The 17,260-nt window shown below is 42.8% G+C and carries 14 protein-coding genes; all 14 read left to right on the top strand.

Annotated features, from left to right (window positions below):
* Positions 1-62 precede the first annotated feature (62 nt).
* Positions 63-1,121, top strand: a complete 1,059-nt coding sequence (locus AC5YCI_RS11000) for a pilus assembly protein PilM (protein ID WP_496129960.1) — start codon at positions 63-65, stop codon at positions 1,119-1,121.
* Entirely contained in the window at positions 1,121-1,768 is a 648-nt protein-coding gene (locus AC5YCI_RS11005; RefSeq protein ID WP_496175523.1) for a PilN domain-containing protein, read from the top strand. Before AC5YCI_RS11000 ends, AC5YCI_RS11005 begins: the two co-directional genes overlap by 1 nt.
* On the top strand, positions 1,768-2,475 hold the full coding sequence (locus AC5YCI_RS11010) for a type IV pilus inner membrane component PilO (protein ID WP_496175524.1): 708 nt from the start codon (positions 1,768-1,770) through the stop codon (positions 2,473-2,475). Before AC5YCI_RS11005 ends, AC5YCI_RS11010 begins: the two co-directional genes overlap by 1 nt.
* Positions 2,475-3,005, top strand: coding sequence for a pilus assembly protein PilP (locus AC5YCI_RS11015; RefSeq protein ID WP_496175525.1), 531 nt, complete (start codon positions 2,475-2,477; stop codon positions 3,003-3,005). The genes AC5YCI_RS11010 and AC5YCI_RS11015 overlap by 1 nt, the downstream gene beginning before the upstream one ends.
* Positions 3,006-3,014: 9 nt before the next feature.
* Positions 3,015-5,204 (top strand): type IV pilus secretin PilQ, encoded by a 2,190-nt coding sequence (locus AC5YCI_RS11020; RefSeq protein ID WP_496175526.1) that lies wholly within the window; start codon positions 3,015-3,017, stop codon positions 5,202-5,204.
* 37 nt (positions 5,205-5,241) lie between these two features.
* A complete protein-coding gene (aroK, locus tag AC5YCI_RS11025) occupies positions 5,242-5,793 on the top strand; it encodes a shikimate kinase AroK (RefSeq protein ID WP_496129955.1) in 552 nt (183 codons plus the stop codon).
* 13 nt (positions 5,794-5,806) lie between these two features.
* Complete coding sequence (aroB, locus tag AC5YCI_RS11030) at positions 5,807-6,886, top strand: 3-dehydroquinate synthase (protein ID WP_496129954.1); 1,080 nt, start codon at positions 5,807-5,809, stop codon at positions 6,884-6,886.
* An 8-nt stretch (positions 6,887-6,894) separates the two neighbouring features.
* Positions 6,895-7,800, top strand: coding sequence for a hypothetical protein (locus AC5YCI_RS11035; protein ID WP_496129953.1), 906 nt, complete (start codon positions 6,895-6,897; stop codon positions 7,798-7,800).
* Positions 7,801-8,195: 395 nt separating this feature from the next.
* Positions 8,196-12,668 (top strand): glutamate synthase large subunit, encoded by a 4,473-nt coding sequence (gltB, locus tag AC5YCI_RS11040; protein WP_496175527.1) that lies wholly within the window; start codon positions 8,196-8,198, stop codon positions 12,666-12,668.
* Positions 12,669-12,740: 72 nt separating this feature from the next.
* The gene (locus AC5YCI_RS11045; RefSeq protein ID WP_496175528.1) at positions 12,741-14,162 is read left to right on the top strand and encodes a glutamate synthase subunit beta; all 1,422 of its coding nucleotides are present in this window, start codon (positions 12,741-12,743) and stop codon (positions 14,160-14,162) included.
* 207 nt (positions 14,163-14,369) lie between these two features.
* Entirely contained in the window at positions 14,370-14,960 is a 591-nt protein-coding gene (locus AC5YCI_RS11050; RefSeq protein WP_496175529.1) for a LemA family protein, read from the top strand.
* A gap of 25 nt (positions 14,961-14,985) precedes the next feature.
* Positions 14,986-16,005: a TPM domain-containing protein gene (locus AC5YCI_RS11055; protein WP_496175530.1), complete on the top strand. Its 1,020-nt coding sequence runs from the start codon at positions 14,986-14,988 to the stop codon at positions 16,003-16,005.
* A complete protein-coding gene (locus AC5YCI_RS11060; RefSeq protein WP_496175531.1) occupies positions 15,999-16,559 on the top strand; it encodes a TPM domain-containing protein in 561 nt (186 codons plus the stop codon). The genes AC5YCI_RS11055 and AC5YCI_RS11060 overlap by 7 nt, the downstream gene beginning before the upstream one ends.
* 210 nt (positions 16,560-16,769) lie before the next feature.
* Positions 16,770-17,228 carry a pilin gene (locus AC5YCI_RS11065; RefSeq protein WP_496175532.1) on the top strand — a complete coding sequence of 153 codons (459 nt, stop codon included), beginning with the start codon at positions 16,770-16,772 and terminating at the stop codon, positions 17,226-17,228.
* The last annotated feature ends 32 nt before the right edge of the window (positions 17,229-17,260 follow it).

Here is a 17,260-nt window from a genome sequence, read left to right on the forward strand (position 1 = left end):
TAGACCTTGACCGATTAGTGGGTTTTTGTTTTTTGGGGATAAAAAAATAATAGGACTGAATTGTGCTCAGGTTATATCGTAAACCAAATAAGGGGTTAACGGGCGTAGATATTAGTTCTACTTCTGTTAAAGTTTTAGAACTCGCTGTAAAGAATGGTAAGTACCATGTCGAGAGTTATGCTCTTGTTCCATTACCAGATGGCAGTGTGGTTGAAAAAAATATTTTAAATGTAGAAGCTGTTGCAGATGCCCTAGAGCGTGCAATTAATCTTGCTGATCCACGCAGTGATCATGCCGCTTTTGCTGTTCCAACCTCCATGGTGATTTCTAAAGTCATTGAGATGGATGCGGACATGAATGATGACGAGCGTGAAGTGCAAATCCGTATGGATGCTGAGCAATATATTCCGTTCCCGCTTGATGAAGTCAGCCTTGATTTTGAAGTCCTCCCTGATCGTTTAGCTAATCCGCAACGCGTTAAAGTGTTACTGGTTGCGACACGTTTAGAAAACATTAGCCTTCGCTCTGAGGTACTAGAGCTTGCCGGTCTTACCCCAAAAATTGCCGACGTAGAAAGCTTTGCCATTGAAAATGCGTATGAAGTTTTTGCTGATACCTTGCCAGTGGGCGTACATACCGTAGCAATTTTAGATATTGGTCATACTATGACCACGTTATCTGTCATGCAAAACGGTAAAGTCATTTATACCCGTGAACAGGTCTTTGGGGGTAAGCAATTAACACAAGATATTCAAAACCGCTATGGCTTGTCTTTTGAAGAAGCAGGTCGTGCTAAGAAAACTCAAAGTCTGCCAGATGATTACGAGGCTGAGGTTTTAGAGCCTTATTTGGATGCCGTCGTCCAACAAGCCGCACGTTCATTGCAGTTCTTTTTCTCATCATCACAATTTAACGAAATTGACCATATTTTGTTGGCGGGTGGTAATGCCAATATCACAGGCCTTGCCAAGCTCATTCAGCAAAAACTTGGTTATCGCGTCACGGTAGCGAATCCATTTTTACAAATGGGCTTTTCCAGCAAAGTTGATGTACAAAAAATTGAAAAAGATGCGTCTTCACTGATGGTGGCCTGTGGCCTCGCAATGCGGAGTTTTGATTAATGGCAAGAATTAACTTACTCCCTTGGCGTGATGAGCTAAGAGAAAAACGTAAAAAAGAATTTATTACGGTTTCTATTGGGGTGGCTTTACTTGGCGTATTAGGCGTGGTTGGGACTTGGATGTACTTTGATGGTCGTCTTGAAGACCAGAACCAAGCCAATCAATTGGTGATGAGCACCAACCAAAACCTAGATGTCCAGCTAAAATCTTTGGAAGGCTTGCAAGAACAGCGCGATGCCATTGTTGAGCGTATGAAACTGATTCAAGGTTTACAAGGTCAACGCCCTGTAGCAGTGCGTCTCGTCGATGAACTGGTACGTGTCATACCAAGCAATATGTACATCACCAAATTTGTCCGTCAAGGCGATAAATTTACCATTGAAGGGCGTGCTGATAGTCCAAATACTGTGGCAGATTTACTGCGTGGTCTAGAAGCATCATCGTGGTATCGCAATGCCTTTATGAATTCGTTCTTAGCCGTGGAAGAAGGTAAACAGCAACCAGCCAGTTCGCTTGTACCACGTCGTGAAGACAGCTATGGCTCATTTGTGGTGACAGCTGATCTTGATGAAATCAAAATGGATGTCGTGGCAGATCTAGATGCAGCTGCAAGTGAAGCGGATCTTATCGTAACGGGGGCAGAATAATGAGTCGTGAAGAATTTGATGAATTAAGCCAAGACGTCGTCAGCCCCAAAAAGAAAATGACGGTGGAAAAGTTTTTCCAGCAGTTTAATACCTTAGATACCAGTAATTATGGTAGTTGGCCTGTTTCAGTCAAAATTACCTGTTGGTTATTTTTACTTTTAGTGATTGCTGCTATTGGCTACTTTTTGGCAATCAAGCCAAAGTTAGATGCGATTGAAGCTGCCCGTGCACAAGAAACTCAGTTACTCAATGAATTTCGTGAGAAAGATTCTAAATTGCGTAATTTACAGCAATATCAAGCGCAGCTCATGGATATGCAAGCCAACTTTAACCAGCAGTTAGAACAGCTACCTAAAGAAACTGAAATTCCAGGTTTAGTTGAAGACATTAACATCACTGGGGTGAATGCTGGACTGAAATTTAAAAATATCCGTCTAGAAAATGAAATTAAGCAAGAGTTCTTTATTGAACAGCCAATTTCGATTGAAGCGACAGGTGATTATCATGCCTTTGGTTCATTTGTCAGTGGTATTGCCGCCTTACCGCGTATTGTCACCTTACATGATTTTGAAATTTCAGCTTTAGAAAACAAAGAGAAACGCGCTGAAGTGCCTGTAGTGACTTATAAAGTTAATGCCAAAACTTATCGTTATATCGGTGTATATCCAAACGAGCAAAATCCAGATGCAACAGAGGAGACGCCATAATGCATACACGCAAAATTAGCTTAAGCCTCTTGCTTGGATTGGCCTTGGTCGGTTGTGATTCACGCATTGACTCAGTCAATCAACAAATGGCGGAGATTCGTAACCAACCGCCTTTGCCAATTGAGCCTGCGCCAGTATTTATGCCAGTGCCAACCTTTGATTATGCAGCGCATCAATTAAAAAGTCCGTTTCTGCCTACTTCTTTAGCGGCAGAGCTGAAAATTATGGCCGGTAAGCGAGTTTATCCAAACTTCTCGCGTGCGCCGCAACCACTCGAGAGCTATGCCCTAGAAAGTTTGAATATGAAAGGCAGTATGCTCAACAGCTCAGGTAAAATCACAGCAGTTATTCAAACCCCTGATGGTGAGCTAGAGCGAGTACAGCTCGGCAGTTATATGGGCAACAACCACGGTCGCGTGGTGCGTATTACACCAACGCAAATTGATCTGATCGAAATCATTCCAGATGGTCGTGAAGGTTATTTAGAACGTCCACGGAGCCTGGTACTGCTGGGTGCTGCTGCACCTTAAGGAATAACAATGAACAATAGTGTGAAAGATTTTATTTTTGGGGATGGTAATACCATGAATTTATTGCGTCAGTTTTCGATGGCAACGGTAGCAATGGCAGTCATGCAAGTGGCAAACGCACAGGTGAGCATTACCAATATTGTGCCTATGCAAGTACCTAACCAAGGCACCGAAATTCGTGTCATGTTTAATGGTATTCCCCCTGAGCCACAAGCATATCAACTCGAAAACCCATCACGTTTGGTGTTGGATTTTGAGAAAGCCACACAAACCTTAAAACAAAATAAGATTAATATCGCCACCAAAGAAGCCAGTAATCTTGAAGTGATGTCAGATGCGCAGCGTGCGCGTTTAAACATTAATTTGGCTGATGCCGGTGCCTTTACCACGCGTGTAGAGGGCAATACTTATATCCTTAAAATTAATCCAACCACAACAACAGCTGCATCACTCCCGCCAGTGGCTGCAGTTAAAGAAACCCAAGGCATTACCAATATTGGTTTTGAGCGCGGGGCTGCAGGCGAAGGCTTGGTGGTGATTGACCTTGCAGGACCGAATACCCCTGTAGATGTACAGCAACAAGGCAGCAAAATTGTGGTACGTACCCTAGGTAATAAAGTCCCGACTCACCTTGCACGTCGGTTAAATGTCAATGACTTTGCAACACCTGCTTCAACCATTGATGCACAAAACAGTGCTGGCAGTGGTGTTATTACCATTCAAACCAGTGGTAGCTATGAGTACATGGCCTATCAAGCAGAAAATAAGCTGACCATTTCGGTAAAACGCCCTGTTGACCGTAGTACTGCGACAGCACAACAGGCGGTAACACGTACTGTGCAGCACTATAACGGCAAAAAAATCTCGCTGGATTTCCAAGATATTGAAGTACGCCGTGTACTACAGCTCTTAGCTGACTTTACTGGCATTAACATGGTGGCGGCAGATACAGTACAAGGCAACATTACCTTACGCTTAAAAGATGTGCCATGGGATCAAGCTTTAGATATTATTTTAAAGACTAAAAACTTAGATAAACGTCGTAATGGCAACGTGATTTGGATTGCACCTTTGGCGGAATTGACCAAAGCTGAAGAAGAAGAAGCCAAAGCGATTGCCCAAAGCATTAAATTGGCACCACTGCAAACTGAATATATTCAGCTCAACTATGCTAAAGCTGCTGATATTGAAAAGTTGATTGTTGAAGGTCGTAATGCCAGTAATCGTGGTGGCTCAAGTAATAACAGTGCAGATAGCGACTTACTTGGTGATAGCGTAGGTTCACTCCTCAGCCCACGTGGTACAGCATCGATTGATCCACGAACCAATACTTTAATTATTAACGATACTTCAGCCAAAATTGATCAAATTCGTAAAATGATTGATTTACTTGATGTTTCGGTAAAACAAGTGATGGTCGAAGCGCGTATTGTGCGTGCCTCAACGGATTTCACCAAAGAAATGGGGGTGAAGTGGGGCTTGGTGTCACAAGGGATTAACAAGAATAATAACTTGTTGGTAGGCGGTAGCGATCAAACCCTATGGGATTTACGCGGTGAGCCAAATGAAAACGGTGGCTATGATATCCAACGTCCAGATAACTTAAACGTCGATTTAGGTGTAGCAAGTGCAGCAGGTCGAGTGGCGTTTGGTTTAATTAGCTTGTCTGACTTTATGTTGGATCTTGAGTTATCTGCACTACAATCAGATGGTTATGGTGAAGTCATTTCTACACCAAAAGTATTAACTGCTGATAAACAACAAGCTAAAGTGGCCTCTGGTCAACAAATTCCGTATCAAACCACCACCACCACAGGTGGCGGGACCACTGCTGATACCCAGTTTAAAGATGCGCTGTTAAGTTTAGAAGTCACACCAAGTATTACCCCCGATGGCAAAGTGCAAATGCAGCTATTAATTAATAGCGATTCGCCATCAGGCACAGCACCTAATGGTGAAATCATTTTAAATAAAAATGAAATTAACACCAATGTGTTGGTCAATAATGGTGAAACTGTAGTACTTGGCGGGATCTTTGAACAAGAAACTCAAACCCAGCAAACCAAAGTGCCATTTTTAGGTGATTTACCTTATGTGGGGCGTTTGTTCCGTAAGGATTTGAAATCTGAAGATAAGCGTGAGCTATTGATTTTTGTTACACCGCGAATTGTTAATGACAGTGTTTCAAGAAATCATTAATATATTTTCAATTTAAGCAAAATTAATAGGTGACTCCTTGCCAAGCAAAGAGTTTGACACCCTGCCAAATATCTATTTGGTAGGGCCGATGGGGGCGGGTAAGACCACGGTTGGTCGACATTTAGCAGAGCTGTTAGGACGTGAGTTTGTCGACAGTGATCACGAAATTGAGCGTAAAACCGGTGCCGCCATTCCATGGATCTTCGAAAAAGAGGGTGAACTTGGCTTCCGCGGTCGTGAAACGGCAGTGATTGATGAACTTACCGCACGCTCAGAGTTGGTGGTCGCCACTGGGGGAGGTGCAGTGACCCAAGCACCTAATCGTCAATTCTTAAAACAACGTGGTATTGTTGTTTATCTCTATACTCCTGTCGAAATTCAACTTCAGCGTACTTATCGCGATAAAAACCGTCCTCTCTTACAAGTTGAAAATCCGGAACAAAAGTTACGGGAACTACTTGATATACGCGATCCTTTATATCGTGAAGTGGCACATTACATTATTGAAACCAATCAAGGTGCAGCGCGTGATTTAGCGCAAAAAATCCTGACCTTGATTGTTCAAGCACCTCAAGCACAAGTTAAATAAGCGATCTTTAATCATGCAAACTTTACACGTTGAACTCGGTGATCGTCGTTACCCGATCTTTATTGGCAGTGACTTAAATCCACAAGTATTACTTGAACCTTATATCAAAGGTCGTCAGGTGATGATTGTCAGTAATACCACGGTTGCACCGTTGTATTTACAGCATTACGTGACTGCTATTGAAGCCTTAGGTAAAACGGTAGCAACGTGTATTTTGCCAGATGGTGAAAAGTTTAAAAATATTGAAAATTTAAACTTAATTTTTGATGCTTTACTGGAAGCTGGCTTTAACCGTGATTGTACGGTGCTGGCTTTAGGTGGTGGTGTGATTGGCGACATGGCAGGCTTTGCCTCTGCTGCGTTCCAACGCGGGGTGTACTTTATTCAGGTACCCACCACATTATTATCACAAGTTGATTCAAGTGTGGGGGGCAAAACCGGGATTAACCATCCTTTGGGTAAAAATATGATTGGTGCCTTCCAACAGCCACAAGTGGTGTTGGCAGATATGTCACAGCTCAAAACCTTACCCCCACGTGAATTATCAGCTGGCTTAGCCGAAGTCATTAAATATGCCTTATTGGGTGATATTGAGTTTTTAGCATGGCTTGAACAACATATGGATGCTTTAGTTGCAGGTGATGCTGAATTATTGGCCGAAGCGGTGTATCGTTCATGTGCGCATAAAGCGCGTATTGTCGCCAATGATGAAAAAGAGCAAGGCGAGCGCGCCTTGCTTAATTTAGGACATACCTTTGGTCATGCCATCGAATCTTATTTAGGTTATGGTGAGTGGCTGCATGGTGAAGCGGTAGCGACGGGTATGGTGATGGCAGCAGATCTATCGCAACGTATGGGCTGGATCTCTATGGATGATTTAGAACGTACAAAAAAAATCATTTCTCGCGCCCAATTACCGATTGTTTGTCCTAAAATTCCACTAGATGAATTCTTAGGATTTATGGCGCATGATAAAAAAGTGCTCAATGGTCAACTGCGTTTGGTGTTAATGCAGCAGCTGGGTCAAGCCATCATCACGAAAGAATTTGATGTAGAATTAATGCAACAGGCAATTTTAGCCAATCAAGAATAAGGTTATCCATGGCAGCAATCCGTACTTCTAAGCAAAACATGCACAATACTATATGGTTAGTATGCGGATTGCTGTGCTTACTCTTGGGCTTGGTGGCTTGGGCAATAACCGACAAAGATCAATTACAGGTGGTAGAAACCAAAGCCGAAACCGAAGTGGCTGTACAAATTCAACCTGAAAAAGTTGCAGCAACGACGCATTTAGGCGGGTTGTTAGAGGAAGTACGCCCTTTAGAAATGACTACACGAGTGGTGGCAACGGGCCAGCATGAAGCTGAATTCCGTGGTAATAAATTTATTGAAGACAATAAAAACAAATATGTTGTTGAGTTATTCCGGGTCTCGGAAGAACAGATCATTAATACTTTTTTAAAGAAGCAAGAGTCACGTAAAGATTATCGCTATATTCGTTTAAGCGGTGAGAATCAAGCCGAACAATATGTATTGTTATACGGTTTATATGACAATGAAACGGAAGCTAAAAATGCGTTGGCTACCTTAGCTATCAGTTTGCCTAAATCTGTAGCGCCACATGTTGCACAGGTCAACAGCTACAAAGATTTTGTCAATGATATGGGTTCAGATGAGCTTGGCTTAAATCAAAAACTGTATGCAGTCAAATTGCGTCCTGTTGCAGTGCCTATCGTTGATGAAACAGTATTGGCAGAAGCCAAGCGCAGAGCCTTACTCAATCAACAACGTCTAGCTGCGCAGGCAAAAAACAATATGAGCACCAATCCAAGAGCTCAAAGTAATACTCAAGCGCGTGAGCCGGCACGTCCACGTCCAGCACCAAATCCAGAAGCTCCTGCGATAAGTCCAGATAAAGCCACTACATCAACGACTGTGGTACGCCGAGATCAACATGGCAATGTAGTGGATGTCGAGCAAAGTCACAGTCAAAGCCAACAATAATGCATGAACTACGTCACAATAGAGTGCAAATTTGAGTTGAAAATTTGTTCTAAAATGGCGCAGAGTCAGTTATAACTAGAATTAAGTGCCCATCTATGGTGCAAAAAGAAGCATAAATCCAATCTTGCTAACGAAGTAAAAAACAAATATTTCGAGATATAAACGTATTAACAGCAAAATAAAAACATTGGCATTCTTTTTGCTTAATTGGTGCATGAATTGAGTAAATGTCCCCGTTTTGGCGCGACAGACTGCAAAAACTGTGCACTGCACTGCTTTAAAAAAGTGCTTTGATCCAATCCTCAGTTATGTCAGTCAAACAAGGACCACACCCAACAAAAAATGAACTGTTAATTGCCCATTTATGGGCCCTGCAAGAAGGGTACGCTATGCACATGCCATCGCCTCACAATGTAGCTCCCACTCAAGGTTTGTATCAACCCGATGAGTTTAAAGATAACTGTGGTTTCGGCTTAATCGCTCATATGCAGGGTGATGCTAGCCATGACTTAGTCAAAACCGCCATGCATAGTTTAAGTTGTATGACCCACCGTGGTGGTATTGCCGCAGATGGCAAAACAGGTGATGGTTGTGGCTTATTATTGGCTATGCCAAAAGCTTTCTTCCGTGAAGAAGCAAAAAAAATTAGTGATATCACCTTAAGCGAAGTCTTTGCTGTAGGTACAGTGTTCTTAAATTTAGATCCTGCACTGGCTGCACATGCCAAACAAATTCTAAGCAAAGAAATTGAAGCAGAAGGTTGTCGTGTGATTGGTTGGCGTGTTGTCCCAACCAACAACGATGCTTTAGGCTCAATTGCCATGCAGTCTTTACCTGCATTTGAACAAATCTTTGTTAACTGCCCAATGGGTGTCACTGAAGTTGAGTTTAACCGTAAGTTGGTTATGGCGCGTCGTCGTGCTGAACAGCAAATCAATGATCCATACTTCTATGTCACTACTTTATGCTCAACTGTAATTAGCTATAAAGGTTTGATGATGCCGGTGTATATTGCCGACTTCTATTTAGACCTTGCTGATCCACGTTTAGCTTCACATATTGTGGTCTTCCACCAACGTTTCTCAACCAACACTTTACCGCGTTGGCCATTGGCGCAGCCATTTCGTTATTTAGCACATAATGGTGAAATTAACACCATTACCGCCAACCGTAACTGGGCCGTGGCGCGTACCCCAAAATTTGAAAACTCACTATTACCGGGCATCACCGATTTAAATCCAATTGTAAACCGTACTGGTTCAGATTCTTCAAGCTTAGATAACATGCTTGAATTATTGGTGGGTGGTGGTATGGATTTATTCCGTGCCTTACGTATGCTAGTGCCACCAGCATGGCAAAACGTAGAAACCCTAGATGCCGACTTACGTGCCTTCTATGAGTTTAACTCGAAACACATGGAGGCATGGGATGGTCCTGCGGGTCTGGTGATTCAAGATGGCCGTCACGCGATTTGTATGCTGGATCGTAACGGTTTACGTCCTGCGCGTTGGGTGATTACTAAAAATGGCTATATCACACTTGCCTCAGAGATTGGCGTTTGGGGCTATGAACCTGAAGATGTGATCTCTAAAGGTCGTGTTGGGCCGGGTCAAATCCTCGTGATTGATACCTTAACCGGTAAAATGTTGGATACCCAAGACGTCAACAATCATCTGAAAAACATGCGTCCTTACCGTGAATGGTTACGCGAAAATTCAGTGCGTCTACAAGGTAGCCCAGAACTCGAAGAACACTTATGTGATCAAGGCTTAAAAGGCGAACAGCTCAAAGCTTCACAAAAAATGTTTATGGTAACCTTTGAAGAACGTGATCAATTGCTACGTCCAATCGCAGAAAGCGGTCAAGAAGCTGTAGGTTCAATGGGTGATGATACGCCAATGGCCGTGTTGTCGCGTCAAGTACGTCATGTGTCGGATTATTTCCGTCAACAGTTTGCTCAAGTCACCAATCCACCGATTGATCCACTTCGTGAATCGATTGTGATGTCGCTTGAAACCTGTTTTGGTCGTGAGCAAAATGTCTTTGAGCAAAGCCCTGAACATGCAGATCGTTTAATTGTCTCAAGTCCTGTACTTTCAAATTCAAAAATGCATCAGATTCGTACTATCGGTCGTAAAGGCTATGAGATTGCCGATATTGATCTGAACTATGCAGAAACTGAAGGTTTACAAGCAGCAATTGCGCGTATTTGTGAAGAGTCAGCACAAGCGATTCGTGACGGTAAAACTTTACTTGTACTATCAGACAAGAAAATCCGTGAGGGCTATTTACCTGCTAACGCGATGATGGTGACAGGTGCGGTGCATCACTACTTAATTAATAGCGGTTTACGTACCGATGCCAACTTGATTGTTGAAACTGGCTTTGCTCGTGATCCGCATCAATTTGCCGTGTTACTTGGTTTTGGTGCCACAGCGATTTATCCATATCTTGCTTATGATGTGATTAATGACTTGATTGCTAAAGGTGAGTTATTGGGCGATCCAGTCTATGCACAAAATAACTTCCGTAAAGGCATTGAAAAGGGCTTACTCAAAGTTCTCTCTAAAATGGGCATTTCAACAGTTGCCTCATATCGTGGCGGTCAGCTATTTGAAGCTGTGGGTTTATCGAATGAAGTTGTCGACACATGCTTTACAGGTGTGCCAAGCCGTATTCAAGGGGCGACTTTTGTTGATTTAGAAAATGATCAGAAAAAATTAGCAAGTTTGGCGTGGAAAGCACGTAAGCCGATTGAACAAGGTGGTTTACTCAAATTTGTGTTTGATAAGGAATATCATGCCTTTAACCCAGACGTGATTAATGCCTTACATAAAGCCGTGCGCTCAGGCAACTATGCAGATTTTAAAGAATATGCACAGTTGGTGAACACACGTCCTGTTGCCACCATTCGAGACTTATTAAAGCTTAAAACAGACAACTCGATTCCAGTAGAACAAGTGGAATCCGTAGAAGAAATTTTACCGCGCTTTGACTCAGCTGGGATGTCCTTAGGTGCATTGTCACCAGAGGCACATGAAGCGATTGCCATTGCCATGAATACCATTGGCGGTCGTTCCAACTCAGGTGAGGGCGGTGAAGATCCAGCGCGTTACGGCACGATTCGTAACTCGAAAATCAAACAAATTGCATCGGGTCGCTTTGGTGTAACACCTGCTTATTTAACCTCAGCAGAAGTATTACAGATTAAAGTGGCACAAGGTGCAAAACCAGGTGAAGGTGGTCAGCTGCCGGGCGGTAAGGTAAATGGCTTAATTGCACGTTTACGTTATTCTGTACCAGGCGTTACCCTCATTTCGCCACCACCGCATCACGACATCTACTCAATTGAAGATTTATCACAGTTGATCTTTGATTTAAAACAAGTTAACCCACAGGCGATGGTGTCGGTGAAACTTGTTTCTGAGCCAGGTGTCGGTACGATTGCGGCAGGTGTGGCGAAAGCCTATGCCGATTTCATTACCATTTCAGGTTATGACGGCGGTACAGCGGCATCTCCACTTTCCTCAATTCACCATGCCGGTTCGCCATGGGAATTAGGACTTTCTGAAGCGCATCAAGCGCTTCGTGTTAACGACCTACGTGGCAAAGTACGCGTACAAACTGACGGTGGTTTAAAAACTGGCCTTGATGTAGTGAAAGCTGCCATTTTGGGTGCAGAAAGCTTTGGTTTTGGCTCAACCCCAATGATTGCACTGGGTTGTAAATACCTACGTATTTGCCACTTAAACAACTGTGCAACTGGTGTGGCAACCCAACAAGACCATTTACGCCAAGAACATTATATTGGCGAGCCACAAATGCTGATTAATTTCTTCACCTTTATTGCGGAAGAAACCCGTGAATGGTTGGCGGCACTGGGTGTTGCAAGCTTAAAAGACTTAATTGGCCGTACCGATTTACTAGAAATGTTACCGGGTGAAACCGATAAACATGCCCATTTAGATTTAAGTGCTTTACTTGAATCGCATCCTGCGGCAGAAGGCAAAGCACAATACTGCCAAGTACAAGGCAACGAACCATTTGATAAAGGCGTGTTAGCTGAACAAATGATTGCTGAAATGCTGCCTGCGATTGAAGCAGGTACAGGCGGCCAATACAGTTTTACGATTGGTAACTGTGACCGTTCAATTGGCGCACGGATTTCAGGTGAAATCGCGCGTCGTTATGGCAACTTAAGTATGGAAGCGCATCCAGTCAAAGTGAACTTAACTGGTACTGCGGGTCAATCACTGGGTGTATGGAACGCAGGCGGCTTACATATTAGCTTAGAAGGCGATGCCAACGATTACGTAGGTAAAGGTATGGCCGGTGGTCGGATCTCAATCTTCCCACCAAAAGGTTCACCATTCCAAAGCCAAGAAACCGCGATTATTGGTAACACCTGTCTATATGGTGCAACAGGCGGTAAATTGTTTGCAGCAGGGACTGCGGGCGAGCGTTTTGCAGTACGTAACTCAGGTGCCTTTGCGGTGATTGAAGGTGCAGGCGACCACTGCTGTGAATATATGACCGGTGGTATTGTCACAGTGCTGGGTAAAGTGGGGCATAACTTTGGTGCGGGTATGACTGGTGGTTTTGCTTATGTACTTGATCTCGATAACGACTTTGTCGATCACTATAACCATGAGCTGATTGAACTTAACCGTATTTCTACAGAAGCGATGGAAGAACACAAAGCCTTCTTACTGCGCATCTTAGATGAACATATTCAAGAAACAGGTAGTGCTTGGGCGTACAAGATCCGCCATGAGTTTGATTACTATAGTCGTAAGTTCTGGTTGGTAAAACCAAAAGCTGCTAACTTACTGACTTTACTAAAAACAACTCAAGCAGATCCACAATAATTCCACGAGCAAGACAAAGGCAGATGTCAGCCTTAACCTAAAAAAAGCTGACATCCACCGACGGAGACAGATATGGCAAAGCGCCTAAATAATGACTTTCAGTTTTTGGATGTAGCACGCCAAGATCCTGAGAAAAAAGATATCGATGTCCGCAAAGCTGAGTTTGTGGAAATTTATAAACCCTTTACAGCAGAGGTGGCAAAAAACCAAACCCATCGCTGTTTAGGTTGTGGTAACCCATATTGCGAATGGAAATGCCCAGTGCATAACTACATTCCAAACTGGCTGAAACTGATTGCAGAAGGTCGTATTTTTCAAGCAGCTGAATTGTGTCATCAAACCAACACCTTACCTGAGGTGTGTGGTCGTGTGTGTCCACAAGACCGTTTATGTGAAGGTGCATGTACTTTAAATGATGGTTTTGGTGCGGTGACCATTGGTAATGCGGAAAAATATATCAACGACACCGCTTTTGCTTTGGGCTGGCGTCCAGATATGTCGCATGTGAAATGGACCGACAAAAAAGTGGCCATCATTGGTGCAGGGCCTGCGGGTCTGGGCTGCGCAGATATTTTAGTACGTGCTGGCGTACGCCCTGTAGTATTTGATAAACGTCCTGAAATTGGTGGTCTACTCACGTTTGGTATTCCAGAATTTAAAATGGAAAAAGACGTGATGAAACGTCGCCGTGAGATTTTCACTGGCATGGGCGTTGAATTCCGTCTAAATACTGAAATTGGCACCGATGTGACCATTGAGCAGTTGCTTGCCGATTACGATGCTGTCTTCATGGGCATGGGCACTTATACCTATATGAAAGGCGGTTTTGCTGGTGAAGATTTAGAAGGCGTACATGACGCTTTAGATTTCTTGATTGCCAATGTAAATCGTACTCAAGGTTGGGAAAAAGATCCTGCTGAATATATTTCAGTCGAAGGCAAAAAAGTTGTGGTACTTGGCGGTGGTGATACCGCGATGGATTGTAACCGTACTTCAATCCGTCAAGGTGCAGAGTCAGTGACTTGTGCTTATCGTCGTGATGAAGCCAACATGCCGGGTTCACGTCGTGAAGTGAAAAACGCGCGTGAAGAAGGTGTTAACTTTGCCTTTAACCGTCAGCCTATCGAAATTGTCGGTGAAAATGGCAAAGTCACTGGGGTAAAAGTGGTGACTACTCAGCTCGGCGAGCCAGATAGCCGTGGTCGTCGTAGTCCAGAGCCTGTACCGGGTTCAGAAGAAATTCTAGCTGCCGATGCTGTGCTTCTAGCTTTTGGTTTCCGTACCTCACCTGCTGATTGGTTTAATGATGTAGCTATTAATCTAGATGGTTCAGGTCGTGTGGTTGCACCAGAACAGCAAGAGTTTAAGTTCCAAACCTCAAATCCAAAAATCTTTGCTGGTGGTGATATGGTGCGTGGTTCGGATCTTGTGGTGACGGCCATTTGGGAAGGTCGTCAGGCAGCTGAAGGAATTTTAGATTATCTAGAAATCTAACAATTTAAATTCATTCAAGAAAAACCCGCGCTCAGCGGGTTTTTTGATGCCTTTCATTGCCTTGAAAAATTTAAATTCAAAGCGCTAATCGGTCAGCATTAGGCAATTCAAAAGGCCAATTAAATAAAAACAACAATTCCTAGAAATGTTTATGTCTACAATGCTTATAATTTCTACAACTACAAAAAAAGCATAGGATAAAGCAGCATGAACTTTATGAAAAAATCAGCTTTAGTCATTGCCTTAGCAAGTACTTTAACTTTATCGGGCTGTGGCTATAACACCTTACAAGTCAAAGATGAAGCAGTCACTGCATCTTGGGCAGAAGTACAAAACCAATATCAACGTCGTTCCGATTTAGTGCCTAACTTGGTCAATGTAGTGAAAGGTTATGCCAAACACGAACAGCAAGTTCTAACTGAAGTCACCCAAGCACGTGCCAATGTTGCGGGTTTAAAAGTCGATAAAGAAGTTTTAGAAGACCCAGCATTATTTGAAAAATATCAACAAGCCCAAGCACAAATGACCAGTGCTTTATCACGTTTATTGGCTGTGACTGAAAACTATCCTGATCTAAAAGCCAATGAGCAGTTCCGTGATTTACAAGTGCAATTAGAAGGAACCGAAAACCGCATTGCCGTGGCACGTAATCGTTATATTAGCAGCGTACAAGATTTTAACAGTTATTCACGCCAGTTCCCGCAAGTGATGACGGCAAAAGTGATTGGTATGAAAACCAAAGAAAACTTTAGCGCTGATGCTAATGCACAAAATGCACCACAGGTTTCATTTGACTAATACTTTCAACCTGTAGGAGACCAAGATGCTCATCAAAAGGTTGATTCATTTGATAGTACTGCTGCTGGTATTGTGCAGCGGTCAAGTTTATAGCAATGAAGCCACCGCAGTCGATTCAGGCGCAGATGCTGTGGTATTGGGTAAAATCATTCAGCCCCAAACAACAGCACCTGCCTCTGAACAAACTGCGACAGCAAGTCCAACTCGTACAGTTGAAAACGATTTAAAAGAGGGCGAAACCCGTGGTTTACCTACGTTAAATCAACCGATTATTGATCAGGCCAATCTATTAACTGCTGCAGAGAAGCAGCAGATTAGTCAAAGCATTATCCAGTTAAATAATGAGGGTAAGGCACAAATTGGCGTGATTATTGTACCAACGACAGGGCAAGAAGATATTTTTGGCTTTGCTATGCGGGTGGCTGAAGCATGGCAATTGGGTAGTGCTAAACGTGATAATGGTTTGTTGATGGCCATTGCCGTCAATGACCGTCGTATACAAATTTTAACCGGTTATGGTTTAGAGGGTGTTATGCCTGACATCATTACCAGTCGCATTATTAATCAACAGATTACGCCGTATTTTAAGCAGAATCGTTATGCCGAAGGGATTGCCTCAGGCATTGGACAAATTCAAGCGATTTTAAATCAAGACCCAGAAATTGCCGCCCAAGCGGCACAAGAGTTACAAGAGCGTCAGCAACAAGCTTTACATGAGCAACAAGCCCGTGAAAGCACTATGATGACTGCCTTATTTATTTTAGTGGCAGGTGTCATTGCTTCTTATATTGTGGGCCGACGTTTAAGTGCATCGACCGCAGCTGTGGCAGGATTAGTCGCAGGATTAGTCAATGGCGCAGGTTTAATCACCAGCTTATTGCTCGCAGGTGGTATTTTCGTATTGTTAATTAGTTCAATTGCCCAGTTGGTATTACAGATGTTTTTATCAGGGGGCGGCCGCGGTGGCGGCGGTGGATTTGGCGGCGGCGGTTATCGTGGCGGTGGCGGCGGCTTTGGTGGGGGAGGAGCTTCAGGATCATGGTAATCACAACAGAAACAACCAATATTATTACACAGCCTAAAACTGAACATTTAGCTCAGCCCAGCTTTAAACGTTGGCTTAAGCATTTTTTATTTATGCCAGCAACAAAGCGCTATTTTAATCAGCAAGACCAACAAGCGATTACCAATGCTGTCGAACAAGCTGAACACGGTCATGTGGGTGAAATTCAAGTGGTGATTGAAGGTCATATTCCATGTTCGCAAGCTTATCGCCAAGATGTGAAATTACGTGCCCGAGAATTGTTTGCTGAACTTGGCGTATGGGATACCGAGTTTAATAGTGGCGTTTTACTCTATATTAATTTATGTGAGAAAAGCGTGGAAATCGTGATTGATCGCGGTATTAAACACGGGACACAACAAGTGCTATGGGACAAAATTTGTCAGCAGTTATTAAATCAAATGCGCGAGCAGCAGTATAGAGAAGCTGTTGTTGAGGCGGTTTTAGCCATTGGTGAAGTATTAAACCAATTTTATGATCAAAAAGTTGTAGATTTGGATGATGAACTGGGCAATGCACCGATTTTGTTAGGTTAAAAATAAGTAAACAACTGACATTTTTTGTCAGTTGTTTACATAAAAGATACATGAATAAGGTTAATAAAATTTCAAAGAAATAAATAAAAATTATTTTTTATATAAAAATCAATGTTTTAATATTAATATAAACTAAATATTTAATTTTGGCACAATATTTGCTTAACATTACACAATATAAATAAACAAAAAACATTTGTGGAGAATGTTATGAACGCTCAAAAAGGTTTTACCCTGATTGAATTAATGATCGTTGTGGCGATTATCGGTATTTTGGCTGCAATTGCGATTCCTGCTTATCAAAATTATATCGCTCGTTCGCAAGTATCTGAAGCAATGACGCTAGCGACAGGTCTAAAAACAGCAATCCAAACTAATTTACAAAACAATTCATGTTTTGCAAATGGTGCAGAAACGGCTGGGGATACTGATGAGATCTCTGGTAAGTATGGTACAGCAACAATTGTTAAATCTACAGCAGCAGGTTCAGGATGTGGTATCAATTACGTATTTAAAGAGAAAGGTGTATCAAGCAAAATTGCTGGCGGTAAGATTGTACTTGATGTAGATGATAATGGTGTGATTTCAAAAGCTACTGGTACTGATGTGACAGACGAGTTCTTACCACAAACTCTAACTTCAGCTGCTAAAGTGGAAGAGAAGAAATAAAACTATTATTTCTTTGAGAGGCTGCAAATTTG

Source organism: Acinetobacter sp. CY17 (genome assembly GCF_059515825.1).

Coding starts and splice junctions, on each gene's coding strand:
- AC5YCI_RS11065 (WP_496175532.1), top strand. CDS start 16,770: ATGAACGCTCAAAAAGGTTTTACCCTGATTGAATTAATGATCGTTGTG.
- AC5YCI_RS11005 (WP_496175523.1), top strand. CDS start 1,121: ATGGCAAGAATTAACTTACTCCCTTGGCGTGATGAGCTAAGAGAAAAA.
- AC5YCI_RS11055 (WP_496175530.1), top strand. CDS start 14,986: ATGCTCATCAAAAGGTTGATTCATTTGATAGTACTGCTGCTGGTATTG.
- AC5YCI_RS11035 (WP_496129953.1), top strand. CDS start 6,895: ATGGCAGCAATCCGTACTTCTAAGCAAAACATGCACAATACTATATGG.
- AC5YCI_RS11020 (WP_496175526.1), top strand. CDS start 3,015: ATGAACAATAGTGTGAAAGATTTTATTTTTGGGGATGGTAATACCATG.
- gltB (WP_496175527.1), top strand. CDS start 8,196: ATGCCATCGCCTCACAATGTAGCTCCCACTCAAGGTTTGTATCAACCC.
- AC5YCI_RS11010 (WP_496175524.1), top strand. CDS start 1,768: ATGAGTCGTGAAGAATTTGATGAATTAAGCCAAGACGTCGTCAGCCCC.
- AC5YCI_RS11050 (WP_496175529.1), top strand. CDS start 14,370: ATGAACTTTATGAAAAAATCAGCTTTAGTCATTGCCTTAGCAAGTACT.
- AC5YCI_RS11015 (WP_496175525.1), top strand. CDS start 2,475: ATGCATACACGCAAAATTAGCTTAAGCCTCTTGCTTGGATTGGCCTTG.
- aroB (WP_496129954.1), top strand. CDS start 5,807: ATGCAAACTTTACACGTTGAACTCGGTGATCGTCGTTACCCGATCTTT.
- AC5YCI_RS11060 (WP_496175531.1), top strand. CDS start 15,999: ATGGTAATCACAACAGAAACAACCAATATTATTACACAGCCTAAAACT.
- AC5YCI_RS11045 (WP_496175528.1), top strand. CDS start 12,741: ATGGCAAAGCGCCTAAATAATGACTTTCAGTTTTTGGATGTAGCACGC.